General features: G+C 42.5%; 17 protein-coding genes. 3 read left to right on the plus strand and 14 right to left on the minus strand.

Annotation, left to right across the window (positions count from 1 at the left end):
* The first annotated feature begins 276 nt into the window (after positions 1 to 276).
* A complete protein-coding gene (locus I2483_RS16845) occupies positions 277 to 1,053 on the plus strand; it encodes an enoyl-CoA hydratase-related protein (RefSeq protein WP_207278259.1) in 777 nt (258 codons plus the stop codon).
* Positions 1,054 to 1,185: 132 nt separating this feature from the next.
* On the opposite strand, the gene I2483_RS16850 is transcribed toward I2483_RS16845, so the two are convergent.
* The 8 genes from I2483_RS16850 to I2483_RS16885 form a co-directional block, all read right to left on the minus strand.
* Positions 1,186 to 1,542 (minus strand): late competence development ComFB family protein, encoded by a 357-nt coding sequence (locus I2483_RS16850; protein WP_207278261.1) that lies wholly within the window; start codon positions 1,540 to 1,542, stop codon positions 1,186 to 1,188.
* A 189-nt stretch (positions 1,543 to 1,731) separates the two neighbouring features.
* The gene (locus tag I2483_RS16855; RefSeq protein ID WP_207278262.1) at positions 1,732 to 2,145 is read right to left on the minus strand and encodes a DUF1761 domain-containing protein; all 414 of its coding nucleotides are present in this window, start codon (positions 2,143 to 2,145) and stop codon (positions 1,732 to 1,734) included.
* A gap of 94 nt (positions 2,146 to 2,239) precedes the next feature.
* Entirely contained in the window at positions 2,240 to 2,887 is a 648-nt protein-coding gene (locus I2483_RS16860; protein ID WP_207278264.1) for a TetR/AcrR family transcriptional regulator, read from the minus strand.
* A 30-nt stretch (positions 2,888 to 2,917) separates the two neighbouring features.
* Positions 2,918 to 3,946: an ABC transporter permease gene (locus tag I2483_RS16865; protein ID WP_207278266.1), complete on the minus strand. Its 1,029-nt coding sequence runs from the start codon at positions 3,944 to 3,946 to the stop codon at positions 2,918 to 2,920.
* Entirely contained in the window at positions 3,943 to 4,674 is a 732-nt protein-coding gene (locus I2483_RS16870; protein WP_207278268.1) for an ABC transporter ATP-binding protein, read from the minus strand. The genes I2483_RS16865 and I2483_RS16870 overlap by 4 nt, the downstream gene beginning before the upstream one ends.
* Before the next feature lie 233 nt (positions 4,675 to 4,907).
* A complete protein-coding gene (locus I2483_RS16875; RefSeq protein WP_207278270.1) occupies positions 4,908 to 5,450 on the minus strand; it encodes an SF0329 family protein in 543 nt (180 codons plus the stop codon).
* Complete coding sequence (locus tag I2483_RS16880; RefSeq protein WP_207278272.1) at positions 5,447 to 5,989, minus strand: GNAT family N-acetyltransferase; 543 nt, start codon at positions 5,987 to 5,989, stop codon at positions 5,447 to 5,449. The genes I2483_RS16875 and I2483_RS16880 overlap by 4 nt, the downstream gene beginning before the upstream one ends.
* A 166-nt stretch (positions 5,990 to 6,155) precedes the next feature.
* A complete protein-coding gene (locus I2483_RS16885) occupies positions 6,156 to 8,150 on the minus strand; it encodes a S9 family peptidase (protein WP_207278274.1) in 1,995 nt (664 codons plus the stop codon).
* Positions 8,151 to 8,385: 235 nt separating this feature from the next.
* On the opposite strand from I2483_RS16885, the gene hepT reads away from it, so the two are divergent.
* Positions 8,386 to 8,790 carry a type VII toxin-antitoxin system HepT family RNase toxin gene (gene hepT, locus I2483_RS16890; RefSeq protein WP_207278276.1) on the plus strand — a complete coding sequence of 135 codons (405 nt, stop codon included), beginning with the start codon at positions 8,386 to 8,388 and terminating at the stop codon, positions 8,788 to 8,790.
* A 49-nt stretch (positions 8,791 to 8,839) separates the two neighbouring features.
* Here hepT and I2483_RS16895 read toward each other — a convergent pair whose 3' ends face one another.
* Positions 8,840 to 9,931: a CotH kinase family protein gene (locus I2483_RS16895; protein WP_207278277.1), complete on the minus strand. Its 1,092-nt coding sequence runs from the start codon at positions 9,929 to 9,931 to the stop codon at positions 8,840 to 8,842.
* A 709-nt stretch (positions 9,932 to 10,640) separates the two neighbouring features.
* Here I2483_RS16895 and I2483_RS16900 point away from each other — a divergent pair.
* The gene (locus I2483_RS16900; protein ID WP_207278279.1) at positions 10,641 to 10,916 is read left to right on the plus strand and encodes a hypothetical protein; all 276 of its coding nucleotides are present in this window, start codon (positions 10,641 to 10,643) and stop codon (positions 10,914 to 10,916) included.
* 910 nt (positions 10,917 to 11,826) lie between these two features.
* Here the strand turns inward: I2483_RS16900 and I2483_RS16905 are convergent.
* The 5 genes from I2483_RS16905 to I2483_RS16925 all read right to left on the minus strand — a co-directional run bounded on the left by I2483_RS16905 (position 11,827) and on the right by I2483_RS16925 (position 18,178).
* Positions 11,827 to 13,380: a fatty acid--CoA ligase family protein gene (locus I2483_RS16905; protein WP_207278281.1), complete on the minus strand. Its 1,554-nt coding sequence runs from the start codon at positions 13,378 to 13,380 to the stop codon at positions 11,827 to 11,829.
* A 405-nt stretch (positions 13,381 to 13,785) separates the two neighbouring features.
* Positions 13,786 to 15,720, minus strand: coding sequence for an FtsX-like permease family protein (locus I2483_RS16910; protein ID WP_207278283.1), 1,935 nt, complete (start codon positions 15,718 to 15,720; stop codon positions 13,786 to 13,788).
* The gene (locus tag I2483_RS16915) at positions 15,692 to 16,414 is read right to left on the minus strand and encodes an ABC transporter ATP-binding protein (protein WP_255550499.1); all 723 of its coding nucleotides are present in this window, start codon (positions 16,412 to 16,414) and stop codon (positions 15,692 to 15,694) included. The genes I2483_RS16910 and I2483_RS16915 overlap by 29 nt, the downstream gene beginning before the upstream one ends.
* A gap of 10 nt (positions 16,415 to 16,424) precedes the next feature.
* Positions 16,425 to 17,477 (minus strand): sensor histidine kinase, encoded by a 1,053-nt coding sequence (locus tag I2483_RS16920; protein ID WP_207278285.1) that lies wholly within the window; start codon positions 17,475 to 17,477, stop codon positions 16,425 to 16,427.
* A complete protein-coding gene (locus I2483_RS16925) occupies positions 17,474 to 18,178 on the minus strand; it encodes a response regulator transcription factor (RefSeq protein WP_207278286.1) in 705 nt (234 codons plus the stop codon). Before I2483_RS16925 ends, I2483_RS16920 begins: the two co-directional genes overlap by 4 nt.
* Positions 18,179 to 18,355 lie beyond the last annotated feature (177 nt).

An 18,355-nucleotide genomic window follows, 5' to 3' on the forward strand; every position in this document is an offset into this window, starting at 1 on the left:
CAACTGCGTAATCGTCTATTTCATTCGTTTTTTTAAGAAATCATTTCAAATTCTGTTTCTTTATGATTTTTTAAAAGTACGCATTATGAAATTGATTCATATATGTTGAAATAAAAAATCCATTGAATTGTGACAGCAACTGATACCGAATAGCGCCTTCGCTCCGTGTATATAGATATTCATTTGTTCGTCTTATCTATCAATTAAAATAGCAACACACTATGAATAATGGTATGTTCTAGTTACTATTCGATTTTATCCAAGGGGGATTTTAATATGGAAGCAATCCATTATGAACAAAAAGGGAATCTCGCTTTCGTGACGCTCGATCGTCCGGGAACGATGAATGCATTTAACTACGATATGTTGGTTGAACTAGGGCAGATTACAGAGTCAATCCGCATCAATCCCGATATCCGCGTTATCATTTTCACGGGATCCGGTGATCGTGCTTTCAGCGTTGGGGCTGATCTAAAGGAACGAAAAACACTTACGGACCTGCAAGTGAAGCGCAATCTTTACAAAATTGGTGAGGTGTTCTCGGCGATTGAAAACTTGCCACAACCAACGATTGCGATGATGAACGGCTTTGCATTCGGGGGTGGAATGGAGCTTGCGCTAGCTTGTGATTTCCGAATTGCGGCTGATACTGCGCTTATGGGATTGACAGAAACAGGACTTGCTATTATTCCAGGGGCTGGTGGAACGCAGCGTCTTCCACGGTTAATTGGCGAAGCAAAAGCGCTTGAACTGATTTTGACGGCACGCAGAATGTCAGCGGCCGAAGCCCTTAGCTATGGTGTTCTGACGAAGATCACTACGCCAGAAAACCTAAGCAAAGAAACAGCCGACTTTGCAGATTCAATCCTTGCGAATGGTCCAATTGCTTTACAGCAGGCGAAATTTGCGATTAAACACGGCATGAATGTGGACTTGCAGACGGGGCTTGCGATTGAACGGAAAGCGTATGAACTTACGATTCCGACTGAAGATCGAATTGAAGCGTTGAATGCGTTTGCGGAGAAGCGCAAGCCTGTTTTTAGAGGGAAGTAAGTAAAGCGTGTTTGCGCAGTACGAAAGTATTTGCTATGCAATACCTTCGATGACGATTAAATTCACTTTCATAACTATTTACACGATGATTAAAAGCCTGTCGCTCCTATTGGAACGACAGGCTTTTGGTTGTTATTCAGTTGCTTCCGGAGTAACAGGTTTCATCGCCGGGCAACGTGGGTTGCCTGAAACAAATGTTGCTGCTTTTGTGACGATCAGTATAATATTCGTAGCACCTTGACGATCCGCTTCATGTGACGCCCTGACATAGGGTCCATATTCCTCGTTAGCAATATAACGTGGTGGCAATTCATTGAGCGCGATTGCCATGATATCGTTAAAGCATCGCTCACACTGACAAACCAGTTGCAGCTGGTCTTTATATTGCATCAATACGTCGCGAACGACTTCTTCCATAACATTGTAAAGGGCCATTTTTTCACGCTCCAGTTGTTGGTAAATATGTTTCACAAACGCTTTTATATCCATCATTTCCCACCCAGTATATCATTTTTTTAATGGATCATCCTCAGCTAAACGACCTACTGAATTCCTTATGTGTTTGTATCCATTTACGTTTTACTGAGTCCAAGTACATGGTTGGAAAACGCATATATAATCACTACTTTTCTAGGGGGATAATAGTAAAAGGAGAAGGCTTGGATGCCTTCTCCTTTTCTATTTGATGAAAAATGCAAGTATTGCACCCATGATTGTTAACGAAACGATATGGTAACCTGCGCTAATGAAAAAGAGTGTATACTTTCGCCCCTCGAAAAAGGTAGGCGATAATTCGCGCGCGCTTGCAATTCCAGCACCCGCTAAAAATCCAATTAACGCCCCCCCACCAATTGTCACTGAGTCTAGCATTGTGATGACTAACGATAAAATGATTGCTGTGACAATGCCGGCAAGTGTCGTAAGTCCGTATCCGATATTCGGGTTGCTCGTATGCAGTTCTTCGCGTGTCTTTCCAAGGCTTTTCATCCAAATGTTGGCGAAGAGTAGTGGTGAATACCAGAGTGCCCCAATAATCATGTTTGCAAAGACAGCAAGTATAATTGCTAAAATACTAATTTGTGATAAGTCCATTTGTCATTTTCCTCCTATGGGCGATGTAGTAGATTGATTGTACCATTATGAAAACACCTTCAAATAAAAAGAGAGAGCATACACACTCCCCTTTTCACTCCGGCGCCAATCCTTTCATCAAAAACCGAACTGTCGAGTCTACCTCCGCTTCGTCATCCCAATCCGCATCAGGTAAAATACCATATCGAGTCACGAAATAGCCGATAATTGTCGAGCCCGTTAAGCGAATGACGGTATCAATAGGCAGTTTGATGATTTGCCCTTTTTCCTGGTAATGTTCAATAATCTGCCTAAGGCGTGTAAAAACTTTGCTGCCGACATGCTCCATGAATTGCTCTTTTAGTTCTGGATGAAAAGGGATTTCCTGAATGAAGATTTTAATGATTTTCACATTGTTCTTTAAGAACTTTCTACGATTGTCAATCATCGCTCTTACGAATTCTTCGAATGTATCATGGTCATGATTCAGGACCTTATTGATATCCTTTATTATAATCGGCGCCATCAACTTGATCATCATTGGTGTGACGATGGACATTAGTAACTCTTTTTTCGTTTTATAATGTCTGAAAATCGTCCCTTCAGCAACTCCGGCTTTTTGCGCAATTTCCTTTGTGGACGTGGCAGAATAACCTTTTTCAGCGAATGATTCAATCGCGGCAGCTAGTATTTTCTTTTGCCGCTCTGTTAAATCACCTTCTATATTAAACATTTCTTCTATCATTTGATCCTCTTTTATCATACTGAGCTCCCTTTTCGCCAATCATTTCGATTAGATTTTACGGTATTTTCGCAGGGCCAGGATGTTAACGGCGATAAACAGTAAAGAAAAACCTGCTAACGCGAAAATATCCATGTAAATTGCACCCCATCCATAGCCTCTGACCATTATATCGCGCAATGCATCCGCTGCGTAATACAAAGGCGTGAATGGGCCAACCCAGCTCAGCCACTTCGAGATGGTATCCAAATTAAATAAGCCCGAAAAAAAGATTTGTGGGACGACAATGATTGGGATGAACTGCATCATTTGAAGTTCATTATTAGCAAATGATGATAGTAAAATACCAAGCGTCAGCGCTGTTAAAGCGAGCAATAAGGTAATCAGTAATACATAGCCGAATGCTCCTTCCATCATCATTCCGAGCACATAAATCGCATAAGCGGCAATAATTGCCGATTGAATCATCGTAAAAATCCCGAAGCCAACTACATACCCCATCACAATTTCCCATTTCCGTAAGGGGCTCGCGAGTAAACGTTCAAGCGTGCCTGTTGTCCGTTCCCGTAAGAATGATACGCCCGCAATTAAAAAGACGAAGAAGAAGACGAAAAATCCAAGAAGAACGGGTCCGAAATAGTCAAACGTCCCCATGTCGCTAGAGCCGTGTAAGTAATCGATTGTTAACTTCGGACTATGACCGATTTCCTGTCCAGTCGGCATTGCTTGTTGAAGCCATTTCATCGTAGCTCCTGCAACGCTCGGGTCACTTCCCTCCAAAACCACGGCGGGTGCGTTGTTTGCAATTGTTAAGTAGCCATCTATTATTCGCTCGGCTAAATCAGCCTTCGCGCTTTTTTCGTCACTATATGTTGTGATATCCGCCCCGTCTACGTTCATCTGTTCCACAACTGCATTTGGGACATCAACGAATCCAATTTTCGGGGTATAATCGCCTCCGTTAAACACGAGATGGAGCATCGTCAAGACAAGGATTGGTGCTACTATGAGTAGTCCCATTGTTCGTTTGTCTCGCACAATTTGTCGCAAGATTCGTTGTGTCAATGCGAAAACTCTCATTTGTTTGCACCCCCGTAGACCAGGAAAGCGTCCTCAATCGTTGTTGTATTGGTCATTTCTTTTAATTCATCGGGCGTTCCGACTGCAATTAGACCACCGTCACGAATCAATCCAAGTCGATCACATTTACCGGCCTCATCCATTACATGCGTCGTCACAATGATTGTCGTTCCATTTTGTTTTAATTTGTAAAAAGCTTCCCAAATACTTTTACGTAAAACGGGATCAATGCCAACAGTGGGCTCATCAAGAATTAAAATTTTTGGTTCATGAAGTAATGCTATTGCTAATGAGAGTCTGCGCTTCATTCCACCTGAAAAGTTGGAAACTAACCTTTTTAAGTCGCCAGAAAGTACAACAAGCTCCATCACTTCTGCGATTCTACGTGTTTGTTTCTCACCTTTTAGACCATATAGACTTGAGAAAAATTGCAAGTTTTCTTTTGCTGAAAGATCTTCATACAGCGCATCCGATTGCGCCATATAACCGATGCTAGTAATTATTTTTAATGAAGGCATTTTCGTTTGAAATACATAACTTTCCCCTGAAGTTGGTGTATCCAAGCCTGTTAATTGTTTAACTAACGTTGTTTTCCCCGCACCAGAAGGACCGAGGAGACCAAAAATTTCCCCCTCGAAAATATCTAAGTTGATATCCTCTAACACATGGTGTTTCTTATAGCTTTTTGATACGTGACGAATCGATACACACGTCTTTGGTTGTTCCATCCTTAACACCCCTCTCGCGGTAGTGAGTGAGTACTCACTTTTATTGTATGTAAAGAATTGGATTTTGTACAGTGAGTAATTACTCATTATGGTCTTGGTCGATTGTGAAATTTTGGGGACCGATCATATATCCCCTCATATCCCTCGCTAAATCCTAAAATACATGAAATATAAACAGCCATCCAGATTTTTCTGGAATGGCTGTTTGATATTCTATAGAACCAGCTACTATGCTATGCTTGTAAGTCTGCTTGCTTCCTGATAAGTGCAAACTTCTTGTAAAAACCGCTTTCTTGCTCAGTATCGATTTCTGCGAGTCTTCTCTTGCCAAACCGCTTATCGAATAAGCTAATTGCTCTTACAAACGGATGCTCATGCACGATTGCTTCTTCAAACGGCATATGGACGTAATCGAATAATAGTACTCTCACAGCCCATGCAGGGAAAACTTCGTCAGCAATCATTGCCGTTTCAGTATCCTCATACGCACAATGATAGGCTTTGTAGTCTTCAGATTGTTCCCATTCCCGCCAATGGAGATGCCACGGGAACGGATTCAATTCCCGCTCGTCCCGCAAATTCCCACTGCGTCGAGTCAACTCCAATGCGTATGGAATATCCGATGCCCACCCAATCTCTTTACCGTCAAAGGTCATACGGAAGCTGCTTGTCTGGTCATGGCTTTTCCGATGAACGATTGCCTGATAATGTACCCGACCTTTCAGTGACTCACATAGTAAACCTTCCGCCATCTGTTTCAGCTTCGACCACCTCATGAAAGCCCGGATTCCCATTCTTCGCGGAGAATACCCATCCGGATAGAATCGTAGTAAGTCCCGTTCCAATAACGGACTTTCCGCAACCGTGCTTCTATTGTCATGCCCAGTTTTTCGCCGACTTTAATCATCCGCGCATTACCTGACCACGTCGTATAACCGACACGAACCAACGGCATTTCTTGGAATAAATGATCAATCCACATCGTGAGCGCTTTCGTTCCGTAGCCGCCGCTCCAATACTGTGGCTCGTAAATGACAATCCCCATCTCAAGCCAAAGGGACGACTTATGTTCCCAGTAATAACTAACCATGCCGATCAATTCGCCAGCCACTTCAATGCCCCAATAATCATCCTGTGCAACAATTTTATCGCTTCTTTCCAGAAACGCTTCGTACGTCATTGTCTGATGCTCATAATAGGGGGCATCCCATTTTTTCCATTCAGGATTTTCATCTTTAAAACTCAATTCCCACATTCGGTGTAAGTCCTGTTCTTTGATTGGACGAATTGTTACGCCTTCATTTGTATAACTCAATCATTTTCCTCCGAATCGTTTATATAGCTCAACTTCAATCAGTGGTTTTTTTCACTGATTGTTAGTTGAACTTATCGGGCATTTACGGGCAGTTGCCCCTCAACTGATATTCCTTGTAATGCCAATTGTCCTTATATGAGGGGCTTACTGCGCGTTAATGCGGGGCTTACTGCGCGTTAATGCGGGGCAGATATTTCGCGAACCAGCCCGTTATCTCGTCCAATCTTGCAATGCGCAAGTTCGGTGTACCTGTGCGTGATAAGTTATGATTTGCATCAGGGAAACGTACAAATTCCGTTTCTTTCCCCATACTTTTCAATGTAATGTACAACTGCTCTGCTTGTTCAATCGGGCAGCGGAAGTCTTTTTCTGAGTGTAAAATTAATAAAGGCGTCTCAACGTTTTTCGCATATTTCAGCGGTGAATGTTCCCAAAGCTTATCAACGTCGTCCATGCCCGCTCCGATTTGCCAATCGCTAAAGTAGTACCCAATATCGGATACGCCGAAGAAACTAATCCAGTTTGAAATCGAACGTTGCGTGACAGCTGCTTTGAAACGATTCGAATGACCAACGATCCAGTTTGTCATGAAACCGCCGTAGCTGCCGCCTGTTACGCCCAGACGGTCCGTGTCGATCCAGCTGTTTTCTTTAATAGCGTAATCAAGTCCAGCCATTATATCTTCATAATCTCCGCCGCCATAGTCACCGCGAACTGCATCTACAAACTCCTGGCTATAACCATGGCTACCGCGTGGATTGACGTACAATACGCCATATCCTTGTGCTGCCAATAGCTGTAACTCATGGAAAAACGTATTCGCATACATAGCGTGTGGCCCGCCGTGAATTTCGACGATTAGCGGATACTTTTCCCCTTCGACGTAGCCCACCGGTTTCATTAACCAACCATGCACGTCCCAATTTGTCGCGCCTTTATAGACGATTGCTTGCGGTTCGACTAGTTCAACTTCCTCCAAATACGCCGCGTTATATGAAGTAAGGGCTTGTCGTTCGCCGGTTGCGATTGTCTGCTTATATAGTTCGCCCGGATTGACTGCACTACTAACTGCAACAAGTGCGAACTCGCCATTAGACGATAGATCATAGCCATATACATGTTCATTTTCAGCTGTTGCTGGGTATAACTCACCTTCAAGTGACGCAAAGTACAGACGGATATCGCCCATTGTCGACAACTGGAAATACAAATAGTTGTCCTTTGTCCAAACTGTAGATGGCGCCCCCGCTCCTTGCTGATGATCCGCAACTGCTGCATCGCCGACCGGTGCATCAAGACTCTCGGTTAAATTCATACGCGTACCATCTTCCATGTCATAAACGTACACATTGCTATGCGTCGCGTTTTCGAATATCCGCTCTGAACCAACGTATGCGATGTATTGGTCATCAAATGAAAATTGTGCGCCGCCGAAATAGCCCTCTTCATCGACAAGAACGGTTTCCTCTTTCGTTTCAACGTCGACAATAACTAGCGGTTGGCGGAATTCGAAATCCAAACTATCCTTTCGGTTGACGCCAACGACTAGTTTCTTGCCGTCATGCGATATCGCTTGCAATCCATGCTGGAAATTCCCCTCTGTAAACTGCGTTACCTCTCCCGTTTCGATATCGACAACGCCGATTTGCCTGAATGCATCTTGCGGCAACAAGCCCGCCCCGTCCATCTGGTATTTCATTGTTGTGACACGGTATGGTTCCGGCTTTTTCTTGTCGTCCTTTTCCTCTTTATCTGTGAACGTCTTGCCTTCTTTCACGACTGCGTCCACCCAAACTTTCTTGCCACACGGCGACCAAAGGAAACTCGAAACGCCTTGTTCGAATGACGTCACTTTCTGCGCTTCCCCGCCTCTTGCCTGTAGGATGAACAACTGGTTCTTCTCTTCGCGGTCCGATAAAAAGGCTATCTGCTTCCCATCAGCAGACCATGCGGGGGATGAAATCGCCCCTTTGCCATGCGTCCACTGCGTCACTTCGTTCGATTCCAAATCTATGTGAAATAAATTCGCTACATACTTATTATCTTCCTCGTTAATATGTGTCTTCACAAACACCGCTTCCTTACCATTCGGCGCTAACTTCGGATCCGTCACAGACTGTAACTTGAATAGGTCATCTACTTGCAGTTTACGTTTTCCCATTGCTAATTCCCCCTTATTTCTTCTCTATCTACTTGTTTCGACATTCGTGATAGTTTCCCTTTTTTATTGGGGATGAAAAATGATCTGGTTGTATAGTGGGGGTAACCTGGTATGGGATTTCGAAACAGTAGGCGCTACAAAAAAATCATTCAGCATGCACTAATTGAAAGCAGGCCCTTCAATATCCAATTTTGATATACTAAGAAGAGCAGAAACATTGAAATGGGGTGAGGTTATGATGAATGATATTATTTCAAATAAAATTAGTGTCATTGAACGATGCCTTGTTCGAATCAATGTTGTATACGATAACAACAGAGATAACTTAACTGATTACACAAAGCAAGACTCCATCGTGCTGAATATCCAACGTGCTTGCCAGGCCTGCATTGACTTAGCCATGCATGTATCCGCGTTACATCAATTCGGTTTGCCCCATTTAAGTAAGGAAGCTTTCGATTTTTTACATGAACACCAGATTATCACGGCAGAAACTGTTTCTAACATGAAAGCAATGATCGACTTCCGTGATAATGCTATCCCCGATGCCCAAACAATCAATACAAACATCTTAAATGAAATTATTAAGAACCACTTAGGAGACTTTACTTTTTTCACAAAACAAATTCTTGCATACTAATTCAGCCAAAAACCCTCTCCTCCATGGAAAGGGTTTTTCAAATTTTCACCTAATGTAATCCATCTAATTGGCTTCTTATATAGTTTCCTCGCGCCTCGATATACGCACAGATGAAATCCGGTTCTTCATCGAATACGTCGAGATTGTCCTTTTCATAGGGATCCTTTTGAACATAAGGCCTTATTAACTTATGCATGGCTTGTATTTTAGGTTTCATATAGTCCACATTAAATTTGCTAGTTAAAATCTCCTCTAATAGATTCTTGTATTGCGTTCGAAATGTTTTCACATCCAGAATTCTTGCGGTAAGCGTATTAAATCCTTCGATCCTCAAATAATCTGCCCGCATGCTTTCTCCATTAACATCTCTTCCCCATGTCGCATCGTAATCCCAAGGGATAATTTCAAACAGACCCGTGTCGCCATTCTGGTACAATGCATAGTTATGAACAAATCCGTCAAAATTTTGAGTGAAAACAACCCCTGCAAGCCACCGGAGAAACTTATCCACATTTACATACTTTACGATTTCATGCTCAAATTCCTCTCTAGGAATGGTATTAATATTTATGATTAAGTGCTGTAATTGTTCATCAGCTTGTGCTGGTCCATACTTTTGTTCATAGCCCAATATGAGCGATTTCTTTACTTCTTTATCAAGATCACTCATTAACGAAAAGTTAGCATCCCCATCAACTGCATAATAGAGCGGTCCTTCCGGCAACTGTCGATTCGCCAAAAAATGTTCATCCACTGATTCTAGTTCTAAATAAAGCCCTTCATCTTTTCCATTCAGTTTCAAAAATACGAAACGTGAGTTGGGCGCCAGGCATCCGATTTCATTAAAAAAATCAAAAGATAATTTATTTCTTAACAATGAAGGATCTTTAAATTCCGCATTCAAATGAACCTCTTTTGCATTTCTATACGTGCTTGGTTTGTAAAACGAGAGTTGATACGATTTCTTTGGTAAATCTCGAATATGAGAGCCGCGATATGCAAGATCTATCGTATATTTCTTTTTATTAATCGCCAGTTTTGCGGCAACCGGATCGTCCATCCAACTATCTTTTCGCAGTTCATTTAAAGCGCTAGGATGAATAAATAGTTGGTATTCAGGTAGTTCAATGACAGCACCCATTTGCATTCTACCCCTTCCCTTTTATCCTATTCGTATGTATTCAACTGCTCAACGTTACTCCAAACAGCTAATTATTTTTAACGTGTATGCATTTGTCTCTAATGCGATGGGTACAACCGCGTACTTTAAGGAGAGAGGAAGGATTACAAAGTTCTTTTCTCCCAATAAGCGAAAAAGGAGGGCGGACATGTCACTATTTTTTGAGGATGAAATCCAAAAAGTAAAGAATAGAACTGATCGCTTAGGATTAGATAACTTAATGTCACAGGATCCCCGTGATACCCAGACGCAAGCGAACAGATACAGACGTGCTTCACAAACCCAAACATTCTCGAACAAAAATCAACATGATTCCGGAAAACGACCAAATAGAAGGAGAAATAGCAAGTAGTAATAGTAATGCAGGGCTCTACTACAATTGTATGAGGGATGGATCCACTTGTTGTTATTTCCAAAACTTGTGCGTTTGCCCCTTACACTTTCCATGCAGTTACGTACATTAAGAGGAGAGTAAGGAGTTGTAGAAACTCTGCATTTATTCTGCATAGAGGTATAGTAGTAAATCTCCATTCCCTACCTACAAAGAAAGGAGGTTTTAACATGTCACTATTGTTTAATGATGACATTCAAAAAGCGATTAATAAGGTTGTTAGCTTAGGAATAGACAATTTCATGTTCCAGGAGCCTTCCAGTACAAAAAAACACTCGGATGACGACCGCCGAACAGCTAGACATGAACGGCGGACAAGCAGCGATCGATGTCCTTGCTGTAAGAAACGGCATACTAGCGACAAAAAACGCACATGCCAAAAACGACGTACTTGTAGTAAAAGTGAATCGTCAAGGAACCATCACGCTCCTTGCATTGGTCCACAACTCCCAAGCCACAAGCGACGAGATTGCAGTGAACAAAAGCAATCAATTCACAAGGGACGCCCTTGCTGTGGTCGCTATAAGTAATCACCTTAGCAATTCTTGCAACTAAATGTATTCAAACGAAAACCCCTTTCCAACGGAGAGGGGTTTTCGTCATCGTCACATTTAATAGGCTACAGCATGATTTATTTTTTACTTGTAAACGTTTGTCCACTTCATGTGTGGGACAGCCACATAGTTTAAGAGAAGGGAAAGATTAGTAACGATCAGCGATACAATTCTTATATAGTGTATAGTTATCTACTTTCTTTCTCTTAATCAAGATGAAAGGAGGTTAGAGTATGTCTTCTTTTCCAATGAATAATAACCAAAATGCCGGTAAACATGGTAATGATTGCAGATGTGGATGTGGTTCACACAGACCGCAGCGCAGTCATTCACAATGCTGTTCACAGAGCAGACCGCAAAATACGTGCACAATCACATTCAGACATACTGGAGAAAGTCGTGTTTGGAGACCTGATACTGGTTGCAACCAGTGTCGGAATTCCGATCATCAACATTGCCACCGCAAGCACCATTCTTGCGAGTGTAACTTCGGGTTTTAACAGGATTATGGGCTACCCTGTAAGACGCAATTGCGCGGCTTGCTTGGACTAGCCCTTTTTCTATTTCTAATCAACAGTAGTCTTCAGAATTGTCATGGTCTGAGCAATTACTTTTGCACCTCATTGATGACCAGTAAACAACGCTTTCGACGTACTAGACAACGTCCGCACAAGTAAACAACACTTTTGAAGAACTAGACAACGTTGTCATGAAACTTAACAACGTTCGCTGGATACTAAACAACGTCCTCACAAGTAAACAACACTTTCAACGAACTAGACAACGTTGTCATGAAACTTAGCAACGTTCGCCGGATACTAAACAACGCCCGCACGAAACTTAGCAACGTTTCCCGGAAACTGAACAACGTTCACACATTCCCCGTCAACAACTTGGAAAGGCTTATCCAGTTAGACTTTCACTTGGTCTTTCAATGACCGTCTTAATATTTTACCAGTCGTATTTTTCGGCAATTCATCTAAAAACTCGATTTGTTTCGGTACCTTGTATTTCGCCAAACGAGTCGCACAGTATGCGATTAGTGCTTCTTTGTCCTCTTTGACACCCTCTTTTAAGACAACAAATGCATGGACTGCTTCGCCGAAATCTAGATCAGGCAAGCCAATGACTGCCGCTTCGACGATATCACGATGTGTGAATAATACTTCTTCAACTTCACGTGGATAAACATTATAGCCCCCGACGATAACGAGGTCTTTTTTACGGTCAACGATGTAGAAGTAGCCATTTTCATCGCGTTTGGCCATATCCCCCGTGTATAACCAGCCATCCCGTATAGCGGACTCTGTTTCTTCAGGCATTTTATAATAGCCTTTCATGACATTCGGTCCACGTACGACTAATTCGCCGACTTCCCCGACTGGTACTTCATTGCCCAATTCATCAACGACTTTATTTTCGACATTGATGATATTCGTCCCGATTGAACCAGGGATACGCTCACGATCAGTCGGATTGAAGCATGTTACAGGTGATGCTTCAGAAAGACCATATCCTTCCGAAATCTGTACATTGAATTTCTCTTCGAAATTATGCAGCAATGCAACCGGCAGTGATGAGCCACCCGAAATAGTTCTCCGAACAGTTTTGAAATCGCTCGGATCAGCGTCTGGGAACTGGTATAAGAAATTGTACATTGTCGGTACAGCTGCGAAAATAGTCGCCTGCTGTTCCTTGATGACTTTAAATACCTCTGCTGGACTGAAGCGCGGTACTAGTAAAATCGTTGCACCTTTCACTAGTGGCGCATTGACAACAACTGTAAGCGCGAAGACATGGAATACTGGTAACGTCGCTACAACGCGGTCATTTTCCGTGAAATCCAGGTAATCCGCAACATCGCGCGCATTTGAATACAGATTGCCATGTGTCAGCATCGCACCCTTTGGCTGTCCTGTCGTGCCTGATGTATACAGAATGATAGCGGTTTCATTTTCATCAACAGCAACGGGTTCCTGATTAGGTCTTCCTGTAGCAATAAGTTGTGTAAATGAACGAACTTTCGACCTCACAGCTGCTGGAAGTGCGGCGATTTTCTCTGGTGTTTCCGGAACGGTTTCGCAAATCACATAATGCTCAACAGTCGGAAATGCACCCGCCGCCTGCTCAACTAGTGGTAGCAATAGATCCAGCGCGATAACAGCCTTCGCATCACTGTTATGTATGATGTACGAAATTTCGTCTGGTGTATAAATTGGATTAACCGGAATTGCTGTTGCACCAATACGCATTGTCGCATAAAGCGATACCAGGAAATGTGGTGTATTGCCTAGCAGAAATGCGACGTGATCCCCTTTACCAACGCCTAGATCTTGCAGTGCAGATGCGAACATGGATACCGATCGATCGAATTCTGCATAAGATGTATCTTTCCCCATAAAGTGATAAGCCGCTTTTTCAGGCTGTGTCATTGCCATTTCGTGTACTCGCGTAACTAAATTCATACGTTCATCCCCTTTTGATTAAATGAATGATCATTCATTGTTCACCATAATCATTATATAAGAAAAGTTCTGAAAAATCAATAGACTAGTAAAGTACATGAAGCACTTGTAAGAAAGGTGTGAAAGTATGCATTTCCACTTGTTCGTTTTCGGCTCGCTTTGGATAAAATCATCACGACAACTTTACAGAGGGTTACTTATGGCTGGTAATGACTCCTTCACTTCCAGCCACACTTTTTTCAGTAATCTTGTTGCGAATATTTGTCCACCGCATACCTACAACTTTCAAGTGAAAAATGCAATTTCTTTGGACAATGAAAGAATGGCTACCTTTCTATAGTGATTGCAAGTGCCCGAAGATGAAATTTCGGGCACACTTTCACTTTTAATAAAGCATCAGAAACATCACCCCGCTGCTTTAATATGCGCAAGATAGCGCCAGCGTATCAAATAGAAATAGAAGATCTGCATCAGCGTAAATCCGGCAAGAACGAGGACTAGTTCTTTTACAATCGAAATTTCCGCTAGTGCATCCCAAATTACTTGTAAAGACAGAAATGCGAACGAACTATGGAAAAATGCAACTCCCCATGGGAAGAAAAATTGCGGGATTAATTGCCGGTTGACAATTTTCTTGAACTCGCGATCCGTGATACCCATGCGCCGCAAGACGTCGAACTGTTTACGATCACTTTCAAGCGATGTATACAGTCTGAAGTAAATGAAACTTCCTGCCGCCAGGAAAAATACAGCTGCCAGAAGTAAGCCAATGAACAATAACAATGAAAATGTCGTTCGGATGACCGAATAATTCAAGCCCGGATTTTCAAATGAATATGGTAATTTATCGGATTCTCCTCCAAGAAATGATTCTGAAACCCTTGCATCGATGGATAAGCCGATTTCCTTTGTTTTTTGCCAATCGGGCACATTGAATGCGTAGTAGGTAAATGACTTCCCTCCTTGCGTGAATCCTTTTTCGGAGACCAACTCATAATCTGCATCATTCAAAACGATAGCGTTCGATGCAATCGAATACGCTGAAAATAAATGATAGGGATACGCCCCATCTATCGTAACGTGGATGTTACTTTCCTCGAGTAGCGTTTTCACGTTACGATTCTTCAGCTGGTCATAGGATGAAGCGGAAGGTGGTAGGAAAACGGCTTCGCCTTTTTCCATGTCAATAACTTGATAACCAAACGACTGAGCAAGGAGATTCACATGGGATAGCTTCAGTATCGCAACGGGGTTCTTGGTAAACGTCGAAGTCTGTTCCAACACCTGGAACCGAACAAGTGAATAATCAATCCGCTCTGCCTTCAGTTCGTCCACGAGCTGTGTGATATGCTTCCTTTCAAGTTCATTTTTGGACTCGCTTTTGTAAACAAGACCTAGCGGATGCATTTCATGGTACTGGGAAGCAAACGAAGTAAGCGATGCAAGTATGCCAACTGACATGAACGCTACAGTAGATACGATTGTCACGATGAAAAACATTCGCGCATTTTCACGCAATCGCACGACACCTTCAGAAATCGACAGCAACCAAAAATGATGCCAATACAATCGTTTTCGATTGCGAAGCTTATGTAGGAGCATGGGTAAGGAATCCGTGAAAAAATAATAAGTCCCTACCGTTGCAAGCGGCGGCAGGAAAAAGATTAGGCCAATAACAACTGAATTCGTTGTCGACGCAGCCATTGCATATGACAAAGCAAGGAACAGTAATCCAAGATAGCCACGTGTCTTTGAATAGCCGTATGCGCCCCGATTTCCCGCATCTCCTAGTATAAGATCGGCCACTTCTCCGGTACGAATGAACACTGGCGCGACATATGAAATAATGATAAATAAGCTTAGAAAAGCCCCAATCGTCAGTGCAAATGGTTCCCATGATAAATAGAGTGGCAAAGCTGGCAACAGAACGATTTCCCGTATAATCATAAAAAAGAATTTTGAAAACATAAATCCAAGAATAGTGCCCGCCACAATAGATGCAGTTCCTATAATCATCGTCTCAATGAATATAAGGCGGTTTAATTGTCGCTTCGCCATCCCTAAATGCAGCAAGATGCCAAATTCCTTCGATCTCGCCTGAAGAAATGCCCGCATCGAATAAAACAGGAAAAACACAGTGAAAATATATAAAATAATTTCTGCGATAACCATGCCCATGAAGGCAATTTCTTGAACAAACCGATTTTCTATGGATGGATGAAATAACAACATGGAATAAAGGAAAAATACCATAACGGAGAAAACGCTAGCCATGAAAAATGCAGTATAAACACGTCTATTTCGAATGACATTACGGTAAGCGAACTGACGAAAGGTCATTGACATTCCCCCCGAGAAGAGACAAGACGTTCAAAATACGTTGGAAAAATGTTTGACGTCTTTCATCTTTATAGATTTCATTGAAAAATTCGCCGTCCTTGATGAATAGCACACGGTCACAATAACTGGCGGCAATCGGATCATGCGTCACCATAACGACAGTTGTTTTTTCACTTTTATTAATATGGCTTAGCAATTCGAGCACATCTTTCGCGGACTTTGAATCGAGATTACCAGTTGGTTCATCAGCAAGAATGATTTTGGGTTTATGAATAAGTGCGCGCCCAATCGCCGTTCGTTGTGCTTGTCCCCCCGATAATTCGTCGGGCCTACGTTTCAGAATTTCTGTCAAATCAAGACGTGCTGCAGTTTCTGCAATGCGTCTTTCCATTTCAGGAACTGATAAGCCATCAAGGGTCAGCGGTAAAACGAGATTCTCTTCTACTGTCAGCATTTGAAGCAGGTTAATATCTTGAAAAACGAAGCCGAGATTGCGTCGTCGAAATAACGCCAGGTCGTTTTGCTTGAGCGCTTCTGGCTCAATTCCATTTATCATCAGACGTCCATATGTCGGTAATGTAATCGTCGAAATCAAGTTCAGCAAAGTTGTTTTTCCGCTTCCGGAAGGGCCCATTACTGCGACGAACTCGCCTTCCTCCACTTCAAAATCAAGACGGTTCAATGCCCGGTGCATTACTTTTCCTTCATAAATTTTCGTCACTTCCGTCAGTTCCACGATTGTGTTCCGGTTCACCCGCCTCACCTGCCTCTCCATTTTCAAAAAGTACTGTCACCGTTGTCCCGATTCCTTTTTCAGACTCAATTGATAGAGGATGACCTAACCGATTGCATACTTCTGACGCTATATAAAGTCCCATTCCTGTTGATTCCCCAGTTAGTCGACCATTTTCACCAGTGAAGAAAGCCTTGGTAACTCGCTTCAGATCCGAAGATGCAATGCCGATCCCTTCATCGCGAATTGTCAATTCCAGTCCATGCCCTGTACAAGTCGCGGTTAAATGGACTTTCTTCCCTTCATCGAATGTATATTTTACCGAATTAGTTATGAACTGTCCGATGACGATTTTCATCCACTTCACATCTGTGGCAACAAGAAAGTTGTCATCGATTGAAATAACTGGGAATACGCCATTGGTGATGAACAGCCGCTTATGCTCCGTCACGATTTCTTGTACAAGTTTTTTCAAACCAATGCGCTCGATTTGCATATCTTGTTCAAACGTTTCAAGCCGTGCATTGACAAGAACCGAATCGAGCCCACGCCGTATTTTCTCTACCTCTTCAGTGATACTTTCACGGTCGAGATCATCTTTTTCCTGCAGTAAAAGTCTCATAACGGAAATTGGTGTTTTCATCTGATGGACCCACTGATTCATGAAGTGGAGTTGGCGATGTTGAGCTGCATACAAGCGCTGCACTTCATTTTGATACAACCGGTACAATTCACGTGTAAACTCAGTCGTTTGCCGATGCTCTGGTCCTTGTGCAAATCGAATAAGTGCATCTTCCATCTTTCTTGGCTTACGCGTAATAGTGTCGTAAAATGAACGCCTCATAATAAATTTCCCCAATAAATAGCCGCTGGTCAACAACATGCTCATACTGATTGAATAGACGGCTGTGTTGAAATTGCGGAAACCATCCAACCAATACAGCAGCAGAATGAACACGATAAGAATTAGTTGAAAAACGAGGAATGACAGATGTTCTCTTAGAAAAAGGCTAAGCTTTTTCATGATTCTTCCGGCGCTAATAAAAACCGATACCCCGCGCCACGCACGGTTTCAATCGTAGATTTAATGTCATAATCAGCAAGCTTCTTACGCACCCTCGTCATATTAACGTTTAATGTATTTTCATCGACAAATGACTGATCATCCCATAGTTCTTCAAGCAGTTTTTCCCGCGATACAATTTTCGGTGCCGCGTCTATCAACAACTCAAGGATGACACATTCTTTTTTCTGAAGGGGTACATTATTTTCACGAATATGCAGTTCCATCCGTTCGATATATAACTGAAGTGCACCGATTTTCACGGTCCGCTCTGATTGGCTGGGAGCATATTCGCCAAACGTTCTACGTAAATGGCTTCTTATCTTAGCAAGGACGATTTCATAATGAAATGGTTTCGTGATGAAATCATCTCCACCATTTTCTAGCGCAAATACTTGGTCCATGTCACCAGAACGCGCAGAAATAAATAGTATAGGACACATTGTATGTTGACGAAGCTGGCGGCACCAATAATAGCCGTCATAAGAAGGTAAATTGATATCAAGCAAAATAAGATGCGGATTAAATGCGAGGCTTTCCTCGGTAACTCGGTCGAAATCTTCGACGATTGCAACGTCATATTGGTATTTCCGAAGCGTGTCTGCTAACAGTTGTGCGATTTTCTTATCGTCTTCAACTATGAATATACGATGGTTTTCCATAGGTTAATCCCCTTTCACACTTCCCTTTATTATAGCGTAAAAATGGGTCCGGCGGTTGGAAGGTTTTTGGAAGTATTGTTTGTTTCAACAAAAAAAGCCCGACAGATAGCCAGGCTTTTAATCACGCCAGTAGATTAACAACTATATTACATGGGTTAAATGGAATGAAAGCAAGAG

This window comes from Sporosarcina sp. E16_3 (assembly GCF_017347125.1).
Classification (GTDB): Bacteria; Bacillota; Bacilli; order Bacillales_A; family Planococcaceae; genus Sporosarcina.

Bases quoted from the DNA above. Each gene is read 5' to 3' on its own strand.
- I2483_RS16905 (WP_207278281.1), bottom strand. From the start codon at position 13,380: ATGAATTTAGTTACGCGAGTACACGAAATGGCAATGACACAGCCTGAA.
- I2483_RS16895 (WP_207278277.1), bottom strand. From the start codon at position 9,931: ATGGGTGCTGTCATTGAACTACCTGAATACCAACTATTTATTCATCCT.
- I2483_RS16920 (WP_207278285.1), bottom strand. From the start codon at position 17,477: ATGAAAAAGCTTAGCCTTTTTCTAAGAGAACATCTGTCATTCCTCGTT.
- I2483_RS16915 (WP_255550499.1), bottom strand. From the start codon at position 16,414: ATGCACCGGGCATTGAACCGTCTTGATTTTGAAGTGGAGGAAGGCGAG.
- I2483_RS16885 (WP_207278274.1), bottom strand. From the start codon at position 8,150: ATGGGAAAACGTAAACTGCAAGTAGATGACCTATTCAAGTTACAGTCT.
- I2483_RS16910 (WP_207278283.1), bottom strand. From the start codon at position 15,720: ATGACCTTTCGTCAGTTCGCTTACCGTAATGTCATTCGAAATAGACGT.
- I2483_RS16855 (WP_207278262.1), bottom strand. From the start codon at position 2,145: ATGGACTTATCACAAATTAGTATTTTAGCAATTATACTTGCTGTCTTT.
- I2483_RS16925 (WP_207278286.1), bottom strand. From the start codon at position 18,178: ATGGAAAACCATCGTATATTCATAGTTGAAGACGATAAGAAAATCGCA.
- I2483_RS16870 (WP_207278268.1), bottom strand. From the start codon at position 4,674: ATGGAACAACCAAAGACGTGTGTATCGATTCGTCACGTATCAAAAAGC.
- I2483_RS16845 (WP_207278259.1), top strand. From the start codon at position 277: ATGGAAGCAATCCATTATGAACAAAAAGGGAATCTCGCTTTCGTGACG.
- hepT (WP_207278276.1), top strand. From the start codon at position 8,386: ATGATGAATGATATTATTTCAAATAAAATTAGTGTCATTGAACGATGC.
- I2483_RS16875 (WP_207278270.1), bottom strand. From the start codon at position 5,450: ATGAGGTGGTCGAAGCTGAAACAGATGGCGGAAGGTTTACTATGTGAG.
- I2483_RS16850 (WP_207278261.1), bottom strand. From the start codon at position 1,542: ATGGATATAAAAGCGTTTGTGAAACATATTTACCAACAACTGGAGCGT.
- I2483_RS16860 (WP_207278264.1), bottom strand. From the start codon at position 2,887: ATGATAAAAGAGGATCAAATGATAGAAGAAATGTTTAATATAGAAGGT.
- I2483_RS16900 (WP_207278279.1), top strand. From the start codon at position 10,641: ATGACGACCGCCGAACAGCTAGACATGAACGGCGGACAAGCAGCGATC.
- I2483_RS16865 (WP_207278266.1), bottom strand. From the start codon at position 3,946: ATGAGAGTTTTCGCATTGACACAACGAATCTTGCGACAAATTGTGCGA.